The organism is Streptomyces sp. NPDC058880, assembly GCF_042742535.1.
Taxonomy (GTDB): Bacteria; Actinomycetota; Actinomycetes; order Streptomycetales; family Streptomycetaceae; genus Streptomyces.
In genome coordinates this window covers 14668-28820 of the sequence record NZ_JBHYMC010000080.1, presented here as the reverse complement: position 1 = coordinate 28820, position 14153 = coordinate 14668, and the positions used below count along the sequence as shown (strand labels likewise).

At 73.4% G+C, this 14153-nt stretch carries 14 protein-coding genes; 8 read left to right on the top strand and 6 right to left on the bottom strand.

Features of this window, described 5'->3' with window-relative positions:
• Positions 1 to 157: 157 nt before the first annotated feature.
• Entirely contained in the window at positions 158 to 1357 is a 1200-nt protein-coding gene (locus ACFW2G_RS30025) for a saccharopine dehydrogenase family protein (RefSeq protein ID WP_384580878.1), read from the top strand.
• Positions 1358 to 1372: 15 nt separating this feature from the next.
• On the opposite strand, the gene ACFW2G_RS30020 is transcribed toward ACFW2G_RS30025, so the two are convergent.
• Positions 1373 to 2050, bottom strand: coding sequence for an endonuclease V (locus ACFW2G_RS30020; RefSeq protein ID WP_037915957.1), 678 nt, complete (start codon positions 2048 to 2050; stop codon positions 1373 to 1375).
• A gap of 26 nt (positions 2051 to 2076) precedes the next feature.
• On the opposite strand from ACFW2G_RS30020, the gene ACFW2G_RS30015 reads away from it, so the two are divergent.
• Positions 2077 to 2376, top strand: coding sequence for a YciI family protein (locus tag ACFW2G_RS30015; protein WP_384455195.1), 300 nt, complete (start codon positions 2077 to 2079; stop codon positions 2374 to 2376).
• Between the two features lie 73 nt (positions 2377 to 2449).
• Here the strand turns inward: ACFW2G_RS30015 and ACFW2G_RS30010 are convergent, their stop codons facing one another.
• The gene (locus ACFW2G_RS30010; RefSeq protein WP_384580880.1) at positions 2450 to 3511 is read right to left on the bottom strand and encodes a WD40/YVTN/BNR-like repeat-containing protein; all 1062 of its coding nucleotides are present in this window, start codon (positions 3509 to 3511) and stop codon (positions 2450 to 2452) included.
• A gap of 341 nt (positions 3512 to 3852) precedes the next feature.
• On the opposite strand from ACFW2G_RS30010, the gene ACFW2G_RS30005 reads away from it, so the two are divergent.
• From ACFW2G_RS30005 to ACFW2G_RS29995, 3 genes are all read left to right on the top strand, one after another.
• Positions 3853 to 4269: an SsgA family sporulation/cell division regulator gene (locus tag ACFW2G_RS30005; RefSeq protein WP_037915952.1), complete on the top strand. Its 417-nt coding sequence runs from the start codon at positions 3853 to 3855 to the stop codon at positions 4267 to 4269.
• 262 nt (positions 4270 to 4531) lie between these two features.
• Positions 4532 to 6172: an ABC-F family ATP-binding cassette domain-containing protein gene (locus ACFW2G_RS30000; RefSeq protein WP_384455189.1), complete on the top strand. Its 1641-nt coding sequence runs from the start codon at positions 4532 to 4534 to the stop codon at positions 6170 to 6172.
• A 424-nt stretch (positions 6173 to 6596) separates the two neighbouring features.
• Positions 6597 to 7568: an acyl-ACP desaturase gene (locus ACFW2G_RS29995; RefSeq protein ID WP_384455186.1), complete on the top strand. Its 972-nt coding sequence runs from the start codon at positions 6597 to 6599 to the stop codon at positions 7566 to 7568.
• 125 nt (positions 7569 to 7693) lie between these two features.
• On the opposite strand, the gene ACFW2G_RS29990 is transcribed toward ACFW2G_RS29995, so the two are convergent.
• Complete coding sequence (locus ACFW2G_RS29990; protein ID WP_037915948.1) at positions 7694 to 7945, bottom strand: WhiB family transcriptional regulator; 252 nt, start codon at positions 7943 to 7945, stop codon at positions 7694 to 7696.
• A 108-nt stretch (positions 7946 to 8053) separates the two neighbouring features.
• The gene (gene ligD, locus ACFW2G_RS29985; RefSeq protein ID WP_037915946.1) at positions 8054 to 9073 is read right to left on the bottom strand and encodes a non-homologous end-joining DNA ligase; all 1020 of its coding nucleotides are present in this window, start codon (positions 9071 to 9073) and stop codon (positions 8054 to 8056) included.
• Between the two features lie 75 nt (positions 9074 to 9148).
• Here ligD and ACFW2G_RS29980 point away from each other — a divergent pair, with 75 nt between their 5' ends.
• Positions 9149 to 10219, top strand: coding sequence for an ATP-dependent DNA ligase (locus ACFW2G_RS29980; protein ID WP_384580882.1), 1071 nt, complete (start codon positions 9149 to 9151; stop codon positions 10217 to 10219).
• Positions 10220 to 10281: 62 nt separating this feature from the next.
• On the opposite strand, the gene ACFW2G_RS29975 is transcribed toward ACFW2G_RS29980, so the two are convergent.
• Together ACFW2G_RS29975 and ACFW2G_RS29970 are read right to left on the bottom strand one after the other, a co-directional pair.
• Positions 10282 to 11706, bottom strand: a complete 1425-nt coding sequence (locus tag ACFW2G_RS29975; protein ID WP_384455179.1) for an NAD(P)-binding protein — start codon at positions 11704 to 11706, stop codon at positions 10282 to 10284.
• A gap of 172 nt (positions 11707 to 11878) precedes the next feature.
• Complete coding sequence (locus tag ACFW2G_RS29970; RefSeq protein ID WP_384455177.1) at positions 11879 to 12898, bottom strand: NAD(P)/FAD-dependent oxidoreductase; 1020 nt, start codon at positions 12896 to 12898, stop codon at positions 11879 to 11881.
• Positions 12899 to 12963: 65 nt separating this feature from the next.
• Here ACFW2G_RS29970 and ACFW2G_RS29965 point away from each other — a divergent pair, with 65 nt between their 5' ends.
• Positions 12964 to 13581, top strand: coding sequence for a helix-turn-helix domain-containing protein (locus ACFW2G_RS29965; RefSeq protein WP_037915936.1), 618 nt, complete (start codon positions 12964 to 12966; stop codon positions 13579 to 13581).
• Positions 13578 to 14078: an NUDIX hydrolase gene (locus ACFW2G_RS29960; protein WP_037915934.1), complete on the top strand. Its 501-nt coding sequence runs from the start codon at positions 13578 to 13580 to the stop codon at positions 14076 to 14078. The genes ACFW2G_RS29965 and ACFW2G_RS29960 overlap by 4 nt, the downstream gene beginning before the upstream one ends.
• Positions 14079 to 14153: the final 75 nt, after the last annotated feature.

Sequence of the window (14153 nt, the reverse complement as noted above, 5' to 3'; positions counted from 1 at the left end):
CGGCCGTGCGGCCGCGCCCGGGGCGCCGGCGTCGTGACGGACCGTCCGGCTCCCCGCCGACCGGCGCATGTCCGCCACCCGCCCGCCGGGACGCCCAGGCCGCGCGCTAGCCTCGGCCACCCACACCACCCGCACCAGCCCGCCCGGAGGAGCTCTCATGAACGCAGGGGTCGCGCAGGACCGGCCGGAACGGGCCTACGACATCGTGCTCTTCGGCGCCACCGGGTTCGTGGGGGCGCTGACCGCCGAGTACCTCGCCGCGCACGCGCCCGCGGGCTGCCGGTGGGCCCTCGCCGGCCGGGACCTCGCGAAGCTGGAGCGGCTGCGCGAGCGGCTCGCCGCGATCGAACCCGCCTGCGCCGCGCTGCCGTTGCTGCAGGCGGACGCCCGGGACGCCGCCGCCGTGGGCGAACTGGCCGCGTCCGCCCGGGTGCTGGCCACGACCGTGGGACCGTACGTCTGGTACGGGGCCGGGCTCGTGGCCGCCTGCGCCGAAGCGGGCACGGACTACGTGGACCTCACCGGCGAGCCGGAGTTCGTGGACCGGATGTACGTGGAGCACGACGCGCGGGCCCGCGAAACCGGCGCCCGGCTCGTGCACGCCTGCGGCTTCGACTCGGTCCCGGCCGATCTCGGCGCGTACTTCACGGTCCGGCAGCTGCCGGAGGGGGTCCCGCTCACGGTCGACGGGTTCATGCGGTCCAACGCGTTCTTCTCCGGCGGGACGCTGGCCTCCGCGCTGACCGCGCTGGGCCGCGGCCCGCAGACCCTGACCGCCGCCCGCGCCCGCCGGCTGCACGAACCCCGGCTGAGGGGCCGGCGGGCGCGCGGGCCGCTGGGCGCGCCCCGGTTCAGCCGCGAGACCGGCACCTGGGCGCTCCCGCTGCCCACGCTGGACCCGCGGGTCGTGACCCGGTCGGCGGCCGCGCTGGAGCGCTACGGCCCGGACTTTCGCTACCGGCACTACGCCTCCGTCAAGCACCTGCCCGTCGCGCTGGGCGGTACGGCGGCGATGGGCGCGACGGCTGCCCTGGCGCAGGTGCCGCCCGCCCGGCGGTGGCTCATGAACCGCTGGGAACCGGGCCGGGGACCGGACGCGGAGCGGCGGGCCCGCAGCTGGTTCACCGTGCGGTTCGTGGGCGAGGGCGGCGGCCGGCGGGTGCTCACCGAGGTGTCGGGCGGCGACCCGGGCTACGGCGACACCGCAAAGATGCTGGCGGAGTCGGCGCTCTGCCTGGCGCACGACCCGCTGCCGGAGGCCGCCGGGCAGGTGACGACCGCGGTGGCGATGGGAGACGCGCTCCTCCACCGCCTCCAGAAGGCGGGGATCGCCTTCCGGGTGGCCGACGCCCGCTGACGCGCCGGCAGGAGCTCAGGAGGCCTCCCGCAGTGCCCTGCGGCACAGCGAGTCGGCACGCCGGGTGGTCTCCGGGATCCGGAAGCGGGGGCTGAGGGCCAGGACGTGCGCACAGGCGTTGTCGAGCGACACCCTGTGCCCGACGGAGACGTACACCGGCTTGGTCGCGTCCTGCGTGCGCAGGGCCCGCCCGACCTCGCCCCCGTCGGGGCCGACCAGCGCGGAGACGGCGCCCCGCCGGGCACCGGGATCCTCGTGGGTGAAGGCGAAGGGGTTCTTGGCGACGCCGATGGAGGGGAGCCCCGTGACCACCCCGAGGTGGCAGGCGAGGCCGAACCCGCGGGGGTGGGCGAGGCCGTAGCCGTCGCAGACCACGAGGCCGGGCTCGGCGGTCAGGGCGTCGAGGGCGGCCAGCACGGTCGGCAGCTCGCGGAAGGCGAGCAGCCCCGGCACGTAGGGAAAGCTGACGTGCCCGACGGCGGTGGCCTCCTCGACCACCTCCAGGGTCGCGGCGTCGAGGACCACGGCCGCGGCGGCGACGAGGTCGCGCGTGTCGTCGTAGGCGACGTCCACGCCCGCCACCAGCCCGCGGCCGGGCGGGGGGCCGGGCTCGCCGAGTACCACGTGATGGCGCAGCTCGTCCTGTATCGCCCGGGCCTCGGCCTCATCGGCGGGAGTCTTCACACTCGTCATGATGGACCGAGCGTAACCTGACGATCATGTTTGTCATGGAGCTCACCTACACCGCGCCCGTCGAAACCGTCGAGGAGCAGATGGACGCCCACATCGCCTGGCTGGACGGCTACTACGCGGCCGGCGTCTTCCTCGCCTCGGGACGCAAGGTGCCGCGCGACGGGGGCGTCATCCTGGCCGCAGGGGTGTCCCGGGCCGAGATCGAGAAGATCGCGGCCGGGGACCCCTTCGCGGTCGCGGGCGTCTGCTCCTACCGCATCACCGAGTTCATGGCCACGAAGACCTCGGCGGACCTGGCCGCGGTCCGGGAGAACCCGCTCGTGTAGCGCTGTCGCCCGGCGGACCTCCGCAGCCACGGCGCCGGGGAGCCGTTCCGCCGGGCAGGCCGCCGGGTGCGGGTCAGCGGCGTTCCAGCCGTGCCACCCGGCCCTTCTCCCCCGCCGCCCAACAGCCCCTGTCAGCCGCGCAGTCGACCGTGTCGAAGGACCCCGCGTCCAGTGGGCGCCAGGAGCGACCCCCGTCCGTGGTGAGGTCCGTGCCCGTGGGTCCGACCGCGAGGGCCGTCCCCCCGCTGTACGGGTACCAGGCCGCGCCCGACCGGTAGGCCGGCGGCGGGGCCGTCGCCTGCCGCCAGGTGCTCCCCCCGTCCCCGGAGACGGCCGCGGCGTGCGGGGAGGCCTGCCCGGTACGGTAGTCGCCGCCCACGGCGAGCCCCCTCGTACGGTCCCGGAAGGCGAGGGCGAAGACGCCTCGCGCGGGGTCTCCCGCCGGCACGGCGGCTTCGGCCGCCCGCCAGGTCCGGCCGCGGTCCGCGGAGTGCAGGACCCGCGCGCTCGCCCCGCCGCCCGTGGCCAGCCAGACGTCCCGCGGTCCGGCGCTGACCAGGCACTGGCCGCTCGCGGCGAAGCCCGCCTCGCCCGGCAGCGCCTCGGGCATTCCCGCACCGGGCAGCACCCGCCAGTGGCGGCCGCCGTCGTCCGTCGAGAGGATGCGGAACTTCCCGTCCACCGGATCGCTCACGGCCAGCCCGTGGCGGGCGTCGAAGAAGGTGAGGCAGTCGTAGAAGGCGCGCGGATCGGGGTTGCGGAAGGTCTCGGTCCAGGTGGCGCCGCCGTCCTCGGTCCGCAGCACCCTGGAGGCCTCGCCCTCGCCGATGGACAGGGCCACCGCCCGTCGCGCGTCGAAGGCCTCGATGTCGCGCAGTTCCAACTGCTCCGCGACCGCGCCGGGCGGCGAGACGTCCTGCCAGCTGCGGCCGCCGTCGAGCGTGCGCAACACGGTCCCCCGGGAGCCGGCGACCCAGGCCGTGGTCCGGCTGACCGCGGCGAGCCCCCGGAAGCGGGCGGTCAGGCCGGTCTCCTTGAGCGCCCAGCCGGCTGCGCGTAAGTCCTGTGCCCGGCCCTGCTCCTCGGCGTGCGCGGGACCGGCGAGCACACCGAGCACCAAACTTGCCGCGCACATGCCAATTGCGCCATCCAGAAGTCTCATGGCGCCGGAAGCTAACGCACCCCGGACCGGCCGTCCAGAGGGCGTCCCGGCAGCCTCCCGAGCGGGCGTTGCTCCGGTGGAGTGAGCGACAACCGGCCCTTCCAGAAAGCCCCCGCCCCCGCACGGCACGCCGTCGCGCCTTCGCGCGCTTCCGCCCACCCGGTCACTCTGTGCGATCACACAGGCAGGTTCCGGCCAGTCGGTGACACAGCTCACTCGAAGCCCCATGCACGGATTTGCCGATTCCGGCGTCTATCGGGTTGCCGGGCCCCATCCCGCAGTCCGGCAGCAGATCCGCCGCAAGGGAGTGAGCCGTGATCACTGTCATCGAGCAGGCCGCGCAGGCCCGTCTGGTCGCCACCGCGCCGAAGGTCGAGACCGTTCCCGTCACCCTGTGTTACGACCGCGCGGATCCGTTCGCCGTGCGCATGGCCTTCCCCGCCCCGGCGACGCTGGAAGGCGTCGAGGTCTCGTGGACCTTCTCCCGGGAACTGCTGGAGTCCGGCCTGGACCGCCCGTCCGGCTATGGCGACGTACGCGTGCGGCCGCACGACGGGGAGCGGACCACGATCGAGTTCCACGCGGTGGAGGGCGTCGCGATCGTCCTGATGCTGACCGCCGAGCTGCACCGGTTCCTGGATCGGGTCGCGAGCGTGGTTCCGCCCGGCCTGGAGCACCTCTACCTCGACATGGACCACAGCTTGGCCGAGCTGATGCGCGACAGCTGCTGACCCTCCGGCGTAAATCGTTTGCGGGCGGCCGGGGCCGCCCGTAGCTTCGTTGGCGCCCCACTGCCGTCGAACGGAGCAGGACGTTGCTCTTCTGAGGTCCGAGACACCGACCACCGCGACCACCGCGACCACCGAAGACCCCCGTGATCGTCCACATCACGGCCACGGTCGCCGTCCGAACGCGCTCGCGTTCCCGCTCGCGATCTGAGCGTCGGCTGTCTCCCCGCGTTGCACGCACCATTCACGCAACCTGGAGGCCTCCATGAGTCACGCCCCTGCATCCATCACCTGCTCCGCCCTGTCCTTCGACTGGCCCGACGGGACACCCGTGTTCGACGGGTTCCAGCTGACCGTCGGCCCCGGCCGCACCGGCCTGATCGGACTCAACGGGAGTGGCAAATCCACCCTGTTGAAGCTGATCGCCGGTGAACTGGCCCCGACCGGGGGCCAGTCGTCCGTCGCCGGCTCGGTCGGCTACCTCCCCCAGACGGTCACCCTCGACACCGCGCTGCGCGTGGACGAGGCGCTCGGCATCCACACCGCACGCGCCGCGCTCCACGCCATCGAGGCGGGCGAGGCCACCGAGGCGAACTTCGCCGCCGTCGGCGACGACTGGGACGTGGAGGAGCGGGCCCTGGCCACCCTCGACCAGCTCGGCCTCGCCCGGATCGGCCTGGACCGCACGGTCGGCGAGCTGTCGGGCGGCGAGTCGGTCCTGGTGCGCCTGGCCGCACTGCTGCTGGACCGTCCGACCGTCCTGCTGCTGGACGAGCCGACCAACAACCTGGACCTGCGCGCCCGGGGCCGCCTGTACGCGGCGGTCGAGTCCTGGTCCGGAGTGATGCTCCTGGTCAGCCACGACCGCGAACTACTGGAGCGGGTCGACCAGATCGCCGATCTGCGCGACGGCGAAGTCCGCTGGTACGGAGGGAACTTCACCGACTACGAGGAGATGCTCGCCGCCGAACAGGACGCGGCCGAGCGCATGGTCCGGGTCGCGGAGGCCGACGTGCAGCGCCAGAAGCGTGAACTGGCCGACGCACGAGTCAAGTTGGCCCGGCGCAAGCGGTACGGCCAGAAGATGTCCGAGAACAAGCGCGAGCCGAAGATCGTGATGGGCGCGCGCAAGCGCGCGGCGCAGGAATCGGCCGGCAAGCACCGCATCATGCACACCGAGAAGCTGGCCAAGGCGAGGGAGCGGCTGGACCAGGCGGTGGAGGCGGTCCGCGACGACGCCGAGATCCGTATCGAACTGCCCGCCACACTGGTCCCGCCGGGTCGGCGCGTCCTGACCCTCAGCGACCTGTACCTGCCCCACGGTGCCCGCGTGCCGGGAGAGTGGGAACTGCGGGGCCCGGAGCGGGTCGCCCTGGTGGGCCGCAACGGCTCGGGCAAGACCACGCTGCTGCGCACGATCGCGGGGCAGCTCACTCCCGAGTCCGGCGCGGCCGAGACACACGTGACCACCCGGTTCCTGCCCCAGCGGCTGGACGTGCTGGACGAGAACAGCTCGGTCGTGGAGAACGTGGCCCGGTTCGCCCCGCAGGCCACCGACAACCTGGTCCGGGCACGGCTCGCGCACTTCCTCTTCCGGGGCGGGCGCGCGGACCGGCCGGCGGGCACCCTGTCGGGCGGTGAGCGGTTCCGGGCAGCACTGGCGGCGCTGCTGCTGGCCGAACCGGCCCCGCAGCTCCTCATGCTGGACGAGCCCACGAACAACCTCGACCTGTCGAGCGTGCGGCAGCTCACCGACGCGCTGGAGTCGTACCGGGGAGCGCTTGTGGTGGCGAGCCACGACGTGCCGTTCCTGGAGGCGATCGGGGTCACGCGCTGGCTGCTGCTGGACGGAGAGCTGCGGCCGACCACGGCCGCGGAGGTCCGGGAGACGCTGTGGCACGGCTGACCGGCTGACGCACCGACCGGCAGACGGGGCGGAGGGGGGCAGAGGCGGGCAGAGGCGGGGCGGTGCCGCCCGGGCATCGCCCGGGGGGTGCCGTTCCACGGCGTGGGTGCCGGCCGCCTCCGTCCCTGCCGCGACGCCCACCGACGGGGCGGACCTCGGACCGACGGGGTCCGTGGGGTGCTCGGGCGGGTCCCGCAGGGTCCTGCGCACGCGTCCCGGCCGTCAAGGCGGGAGCCGCAGACCACCTCCTGGCGTGATTCTGCCCTTTCGTTTCCCCGTCGGACCCGCCCCATTCTGCATAGATAACTGGATGTAACCGGACATAGGTACACGCGGGGCTTGGCTGGCCTTGATGTCACGCTTAACCTACGACTCCGTAGGCTACGGAACCGTAGGTAATTCGCTTGTGCACCCAGGAGTACCCGTGACGATCACCTCTCCCCACCTCGGCAGCTCGGAGGCGTGGACCGACGCCAAGCTGCTGTACGCGCTGGAAGAGGTGGTCGAGAAGGAGCTCAACCGCCACCTGAAGGTCACCAAGGACTGGATGCCCCACGAGTACGTCCCCTGGAGCGACGGCCGGAACTTCCCCGGCTTCTTCGAGGACGGCGAGGCCTGGGACCCGCAGCAGTCCAAGGTCACCGACATCGGCAAGATCGCGCTGGTCGTGAACCTGCTGACCGAGGACAACCTCCCCAGCTACCACCACGAGATCGCGACCCTCTTCGGCCGCAACGGCGCCTGGGGCACCTGGGTGCACCGCTGGACGGCCGAGGAGGGCCGCCACGGCATCGTGATGCGCGACTACCTGCTGGCCTCGCGCGCCGTGGACCCGGACAAGCTGGAAGCGTTCCGCATGCAGCACATGTCGGAGGGCTTCGAATCCGACAACCGGCACTCCATGCTGCACTCGGTCGCCTACGTGGCCTTCCAGGAGCTCGCCACGCGCATCTCGCACCGCAACACCGGCCACCAGTCCGGCGACCCGGTCTGCGACCGCATGCTGGCGCGCATCGCGCAGGACGAGAACCTACACATGATCTTCTACCGCAACCTGCTGGGCGCGGCCTTCGAGCTCGCCCCGGACCTGACCATGCAGGCGGTGCGGGACGTCGTCGTCAACTTCCGGATGCCCGGACACGGCATGCCCGGCTTCGAGCGCATGGCCGCCCAGATGGCCATCGGCGGGGTCTACAACCTGCGGATCCACCACGACGACGTGCTGGCTCCGGTCCTGCGCTTCCTCAAGGTCATGGACATTGCCGGCCTCGGCCCGGAGGGCCAGAAGGCCCAGGACGAGCTCGGCCTGTTCATGAACGGCCTGAACTCCGAGGCCACGAAGTTCGACGAGAAGCTGGCCGCCCGCGCTGCCCGCGTGGCGGCCCGCAAGGGCTGACCGGCTTCCGCCCGCTCGGGCGCATGACGCCGATGACCCCGGCGGAGCCACGCTCCGCCGGGGTCCGCCGTCGTCGCGTCGAGGGCGGCGCGGGCAGGCGAGGCGGGCACCGGTTCAGCACCGGGTCAGCGGCGGCGGGCGCGCAGCGCCAGGCGCTCCGCCTCAGAGAGGCCGCCCCAGACGCCGAAGCGCTCGTCGTTGGCCAGGGCGTACTCCAGGCACGCCGCCCGCCCCTCGCACGCCCCGCACAGCCGCTTCGCGTCACGCAGTGAGGAGCCCGGCTCGGGGAAGAAGAAGCCCGGGCCGGTCTGGGCGCACAGGGCGAGTTCGTACCAGGCGGCGGTGTCGGCGGCTGCCGTAGAGGTGTTCGTAGACATGCCGCAGATACTGGTCAGCGCCGATGGACGTCCGCTATACGCCTGATCAACACGACGTACGCAGCCCCCGCAGAGCATCTCACCCCGCACTGACAGAGCGCTTCGGGCTCAGTCCGCGTGGCGAGCGCGGCTGGGTTGGACGCGCTTGGGTTCGCCCGGCATCTTGGGGTGGTCCGGGGGATACGGCAGGTCGCCCATACCGTGTTCGTGCTCGTCCCTGGCCGCGAGTTCCAGGACGGCGTCCAGGGCGAAGGCGTGGTCGTCCATGTCCGCGTGCACATCGCCCAGTTCCGCGAAACGGGCCGGCATCGTCACGATGTCGAAGTCCTGCGGTTCGGCGTCGTCCACCTCGTCCCAGCGCAGCGGCGCCGAGACCGGGGCGTGCGGGCGGGGGCGGACCGAGTAGGCGGAGGCGATCGTGCGGTCCCGCGCCGTCTGGTTGTAGTCGACGAAGATCCGCTCGCCCCGCTCCTCCTTCCACCAGGCCGTCGTGACCTCGCCCGGCATGCGGCGCTCCAGCTCCCGGCCGAGGGCGATGGCGCACCGGCGGACTTCGGTGAAGGTCCAGCGCGGCTCGATCGGGACGAAGACGTGCAGTCCCCGGCCGCCCGAGGTCTTGGGCCACCCGCGCAGGCCCAGCTCCTCCAGCAGGGCGCGCAGCTGGTGGGCGGCGGCCACGGCGTGGTGGTAGTCGGTGCCCGGCTGAGGGTCCAGGTCGATGCGCAGTTCGTCGGGCCGGTCGGTGTCCACCCGACGTACTGGCCAGGGATGGAAGGTGAGGCAGCCCAGATTGGCCGCCCACAGGACGGCGGCCGGCTCGGTCGGGCAGATCTCGTCGGCCGACCGGCCGCTCGGGAAGGCGATGCGGGCAGTCGGGATCCAGTCGGGGAGGTTCTTCGGGGCCCGCTTCTGGAAGAAGGACTCGCCCTCCACCCCGTCGGGAAAGCGTTCCAGGGTCGTCGGCCGGTCGCGGAGGGCCCGGAGGATGCCGTCCGCGACCGCCAGGTAGTACTCGGCCACGTGCCGCTTGGTGAGGCCGCGCTCCGGGAAGTAGACCTTGTCCGGGTGGGACAGCCGTACCGTCCGCCCGGCCGCTTCCAGCTCGATCGCATCGCCAGCAGCACCCATGGGCGCCACCGTAGGCGGGGCGGACCGCCGGTGCACACCGGGCGGGTCCGAACGCACCACCGCAGAATCGGGGGCATGGATCTGCCAGTGATGCCGCCGGTCAAGCCGATGCTCGCCAAGTCAGTGGCGAAGATCCCGCCCGGCATGCAGTACGAGGCCAAGTGGGACGGCTTCCGGGCCGTCGTGCATCGTGACGGTGACGAAGTCGAGGTGGGAAGCCGCACGGGCAAGTCCCTGACCAGGTATTTTCCCGAGCTGGTGGAGGCCCTGAAGGCGAATCTGCCCGGTCGCTGCGTGGTGGACGGAGAGATCGTGATCGTCCATGAGGGGCGTCTGGACTTCGACCGGCTGACCGAGCGGATCCATCCCGCGCAGTCCCGTGTCGCCCTTCTGGCCGAGAGGACCCCCGCCAGCTTCGTCGCCTTCGACCTGCTCGCCCTCGGCGACGAGGCCCTCCTCGACGCCCCGCTCACCGACCGCCGTGCCGCTCTGGTCAGGTCCCTCTCCACCGCCCGGCCCCCCGTCCACCTCGCGCCCGCCACCACCGATCCCGCGCTGGCGCGGGATTGGTTCGAGCGGTTCGAGGGCGCCGGGCTCGACGGGGTGATCGCCAAACCGCTCGATCTCCCCTACCGGCCCGATGCCCGCCTCATGTACAAGATCAAGCACGAACGTACCGCCGACGTCGTCGTCGCCGGTTTCCGTTTCCACAAGAGCGGTCCGATCGTCGGATCGCTCCTGCTCGGCCTCCACGACACGCAGGGCACGCTCCAGCACGTGGGAGTGTGCGCCGCCTTTCCCATGAGGCGCCGGGCCGAGCTGGTGGAAGAGCTCGAACCGCTGCGGATGCCCGATCCGTCCGGTCACCCGTGGGCCGCGTGGGCCGACGAGTCCGCCCACGCGAGCGCCCGGCTGCCCGGCGCGCAGAGCCGGTGGACCGGCAGCAAAGACCTCTCGTGGGTGCCGCTGCGCCCGGAACGGGTGATCGAGGTCGGCTACGACCACATGGAGGGAGACCGCTTCCGGCACACCGCGCAGTTCCGGCGCTGGCGGCTCGACCGGACCCCCGCAAGCTGCACCTACGCCCAGCTGGAGGAGGTCGTGGGCTACGACCTGGCCGAGGTGCTCGGGCCCGCCGCCGGCTGAGGCCGGGGCCTGCGCGACACCCGTCGGCCGGACTCCCCGGGCCCCCGCCGACGGCCCCCGCGTCACCCTGCCGTGAGCTTCTCCCACTCCTCCCGGTCCGGCCCGAACTCGTGCGGCGCGTAGTCCGGCCGCGCCGCCAGCCAGCGCGCCACCCGGGCCCGGACCTCCGGGTCCGCGTAGGCGCGCTCCGGGGGCTCCGCCAGGTGGCGGACCCGCGCCCGGGCCCGCATCACCGTCGGGTCCTCCAGCGCGCAGTCGAACAGCGCGGCCACCTCCCGGGCCGTTCCGGTGCGCCCCGCCCGCGTCGCGAAGCGCTCGCCGACGGCCGCGTCGGCGACCACCTGGAAGTCGAACCACGGCTTCAGGGTGCGCACCGCCCACGCGTGATGGTGCACGGCGTAGTGGTCCGACCCCGGGTCGCGGTGCGCCGTACGGGCCACCCTGCGCGCCGCCCACAGTGCGAGGGAGGTGCCCTGGCCGAGGGTCGGGTTGGTGTGCGCGATCGAGTCGCCGACCGGCACCAGCCCGGTCACGACGGGACCGTGCTCGTCCACGAGAGCGCTCCAGCGGTTGTCCAGGCTCGCAGTGGCCAGTACGCCCGACAGCGGCTCGGCTCCGAGGGTCAGCCAGGCCGCCCCGGGCGGGAAGGAGCGGGCCGCCCGCTCGAACACCGCGGGGTCGCGCAGCGCCGAGCGCGTGGTGTCCGTGGTGTGCACGAACAGCGCCACGGCGAAGACCCGGTTGTCGGCCGGGAAGACGGCGCAGCCGGCGAAGGTTCCGCCGGTCACGGCCCAGGGCCTCCGCGGCCCCTCGTCCGTACCCGCGGGCAAGCGGTACCAGCGGCAGAAGTACGCCAGTCCCGTGCGGTGCCGTTCCACGACGGGCGGGCGGCAGCCCACCGCGCCGAGCCGGCGCTCGATGCCGCCGCGGCGTCCACCCGCGTCCACGACCAGGTCCGCGTCGTACCCACCCGCCTCGGTGGTCACTCCCGTCACCCGGATCGCGTCGGCCGCGCCGCCGGCGCCGGCCGGGTCGGCCCCGGAACGCGCCGCGGTGGTGAGTCCGGTGACCGGCTCCCCGTGGCGGACGACCACTCCCGGCTCCGCGCGCAGCGCCGTGGCCAGTGCGCTCTCCAGGACGATGCGCCGCGCCTGGAGCATGACGAGATCCTCGTCTCCGGGCAGCTCGGGCGGCCGTACGTCGAACCAGTCCAGCTCGTGCCGCTCGCAGGCGCCGAGCCGGAGCATCTCCTGGTAGACGTCGGGCAGATCGTCGCGCAGGACGTTGCGGGCGGCTCCCAGCAGCGCGTGCGGCTGGGCCGCCTGCGGTACGGCCGGCCGCCGCCACCCGAAGAAGTCGCGGTCGAGCGCGGTACCGGGAGCGCGGGTGTCGCGCTCGAACAGCTCCGCCGTGTGCCCGCGCCGCGCCGCGAGCAGCGCGGTGGCGAGCCCGCCGACGCCTCCTCCGATGACCAGCACATGTGCCATGGGACGTCCCCCCGAAGCCTTGGACCGCTGGACCCCTGACCCTCTGGACCTCCGGACCATATGACGATCACACCGCAGAGAGCCTGCGCGTACGGGGGCAGGCCGAAACCCGCACACCTGTCCGGAGCTCCGTCATCCGGTCATCCGGTCCCCGCCGGCGTCACCGGCCCCGTCAGGCGCGCGAACCGCCGGCCGCACCCGCCGCCGCACCCGCACCTGCCGCCGCGACCGCGCGATACGCCGCCAAGGCCCGCCGCGCCTCCGCCTCGATGAGGTCGGCGTTGATGGCCGCGGCCGCCTGCGCGCCCTGGGCAGCCGCCCCCGCGAGCTTCTCCAGCGGCGCGGTCACGTTGCCCGCCGCCCAGACCCCGCGGAGGGCGGTGGCCCCGGTGGCCGGGTCGGACTCGACGCAACGGCCGATCACGTGGCCGTCCCGCGTCACCTCCGTCGTCGGCAGGCCCAGGCTCGTCAACACCCCCGAACGGGCGGTGAACCGCGGGGCCACCACCAGCGCCCGGCACTCCACGGCGGTCCCGTCGGCCAGGGTCACCGCGGCCAACCGGTCGTCCTCGACCACCAGGCCGGTCACCTCGCCGGCCACGACCCGGATCCCGAGGGCCGCCAGCAGCTCGCGCTCCCCCTCCCCCGGCAGCCAGGTGTGCGCCAGCAGCGTGGTGCGCCCGGTCCACTGCCGCCACATCTGCGCCTGGTGCACGGCCATCGGGCCTTCGGCCAGCACCGCGACCGGCTCGTCCCCGACCTCCCAGCCGTGGCAGTACGGGCAGTGCAGCACGTCCCGCCCCCAGCGCGCCCCGAGCCCCGGTACCGGCGGCAGCTCGTCCACCAGGCCCGTGGCGACCAGCAGCCGCCCCGCCCGCACGGTTGAGCCGTCTGCGCAGCGCACCAGGAAACCCCCGTCGGGCAGCCGGTCCGCGGCTACGGCGGCGCCCGGCCGGATCCGGCCCCCGTAGCGCTCCACCTCCGCGCGTCCGCGGGCCAGCAGCTCCGCCGGGCTCTCCCCGTCCAGGCCGAGGTAGCCGTGCAGGTGAGCGGCCGGGGCGTTGCGCGGACTGCCGGAGTCGATCACCAGCACCGACCGGCGGGCCCGGACCAGGGTGAGCGCCCCGGCCAGTCCGGCCGCACCACCACCGACCACCACGACATCGAACGATTCTTCCCTTGCGTTGTCCATGTCTGCGAGGGTCTGCCCGAATCCGCCGTTTGACAAATGTTCTTGCCGAAGCAGCAAATGGAGTCATGGCCCCCGAGAAGCAGGACGAGGAACTCGCCGACGTGCTCACGGCCGTGGGCCCCCGGCTGCGTGCCCTGCGCCGACAGCGCGGCACCACGCTGGCCCAGCTCAGCGAGACCACCGGCATCTCGCTCTCCACGCTCTCGCGGCTGGAGTCCGGGCAGCGCAGGCCGACGCTGGAACTACTGCTCCCGCTGGCCAAGGCGCACCGAGTGGCCCTGGACGAGCTGGTCGGCGCGCCGGAGACCGGCGACCCCCGGATCCGTCCGCGCCCCTTCGTCCGGCACGGCCACACCTACGTGCCGCTGACCCGCAACTTCGGCGGGGTGCACGCCTACAAGCAGATTCTCCGGCCCGTCGAGGGTCCGCAGCCGGTACCCGAGTTGAAGGTGCACGAGGGCTACGAGTGGCTGTACGTGCTGTCCGGCCGAATCCGGCTGCTGCTCGGCGAACACGACCTCGTGCTCGAACCCGGAGAGGCCGCCGAGTTCGACACGCGCACGCCGCACGCCTTCTGCAACGCCGGTCCGCAGCCTGCCGAGTTCCTCAGTCTCTTCGGCCCCCAGGGCGAGCGGATCCACATCCGAGCCCGGCCCACCACTCCTCCGGAAGGACGTCCATGAGCACCACCGGCGCACGCCCCGAACGCCCCGAACGGGCCGTTCCCCAGCCCAATGCCGTCGTCGGCGTCGGCCTCGTCGTCATCGGCCGGGACGGCCGGGTGCTGCTCGGCCAGGCCCACGACGGGCGCTGGGAGCTGCCCGGCGGCAAGGTCGACCCCGGAGAGGGCTTCGAGCAGGCCGCCGCCCGGGAGCTCGCCGAGGAGACGGACCTGAGGGTGGACCCCGAAGGGGTAAGCGTCCTGTCCGTCCAGATCGACGCGAAGTCCGGTCTGACCCGGCTGACGGCGGCCGCCGTCACCCGCACGGCGCAGGGCGTTCCGGCCGTCACCGAGCCCCACAAGATCGCCCGCTGGGAGTGGTTCGCGCCCGCCGAGATCCCTCCGGCGCTGTACGCGCCCTCGGCGGCGGTGCTCCGCGCCTGGCGCCCGGACCTCACGGAACTGCCGCACGTCCCCTCGTACGACTATCCGACGGCGGTCCGTGGTCCGGGCATCTGAGGGCGCCGACGGCCGCGGGGCCCCTCACTCCGGAGCCCCGCCCGGCCGGCGTGATCCATGGGATCCGCCAGAGCC

What these genes read in the sequence shown, in the direction of transcription:
- ACFW2G_RS30010 (WP_384580880.1), bottom strand. Translation starts at nt 3,511, where the DNA reads ATGTGCGCGGCAAGTTTGGTGCTCGGTGTGCTCGCCGGTCCCGCGCAC.
- ACFW2G_RS30015 (WP_384455195.1), top strand. Translation starts at nt 2,077, where the DNA reads ATGTTTGTCATGGAGCTCACCTACACCGCGCCCGTCGAAACCGTCGAG.
- ACFW2G_RS29975 (WP_384455179.1), bottom strand. Translation starts at nt 11,706, where the DNA reads ATGGCACATGTGCTGGTCATCGGAGGAGGCGTCGGCGGGCTCGCCACC.
- ACFW2G_RS29990 (WP_037915948.1), bottom strand. Translation starts at nt 7,945, where the DNA reads ATGTCTACGAACACCTCTACGGCAGCCGCCGACACCGCCGCCTGGTAC.
- ACFW2G_RS29960 (WP_037915934.1), top strand. Translation starts at nt 13,578, where the DNA reads ATGAGCACCACCGGCGCACGCCCCGAACGCCCCGAACGGGCCGTTCCC.
- ACFW2G_RS29970 (WP_384455177.1), bottom strand. Translation starts at nt 12,898, where the DNA reads ATGGACAACGCAAGGGAAGAATCGTTCGATGTCGTGGTGGTCGGTGGT.
- ACFW2G_RS30020 (WP_037915957.1), bottom strand. Translation starts at nt 2,050, where the DNA reads ATGACGAGTGTGAAGACTCCCGCCGATGAGGCCGAGGCCCGGGCGATA.
- ACFW2G_RS29980 (WP_384580882.1), top strand. Translation starts at nt 9,149, where the DNA reads ATGGATCTGCCAGTGATGCCGCCGGTCAAGCCGATGCTCGCCAAGTCA.
- ACFW2G_RS29965 (WP_037915936.1), top strand. Translation starts at nt 12,964, where the DNA reads ATGGCCCCCGAGAAGCAGGACGAGGAACTCGCCGACGTGCTCACGGCC.
- ACFW2G_RS30000 (WP_384455189.1), top strand. Translation starts at nt 4,532, where the DNA reads ATGAGTCACGCCCCTGCATCCATCACCTGCTCCGCCCTGTCCTTCGAC.
- ACFW2G_RS30025 (WP_384580878.1), top strand. Translation starts at nt 158, where the DNA reads ATGAACGCAGGGGTCGCGCAGGACCGGCCGGAACGGGCCTACGACATC.
- ligD (WP_037915946.1), bottom strand. Translation starts at nt 9,073, where the DNA reads ATGGGTGCTGCTGGCGATGCGATCGAGCTGGAAGCGGCCGGGCGGACG.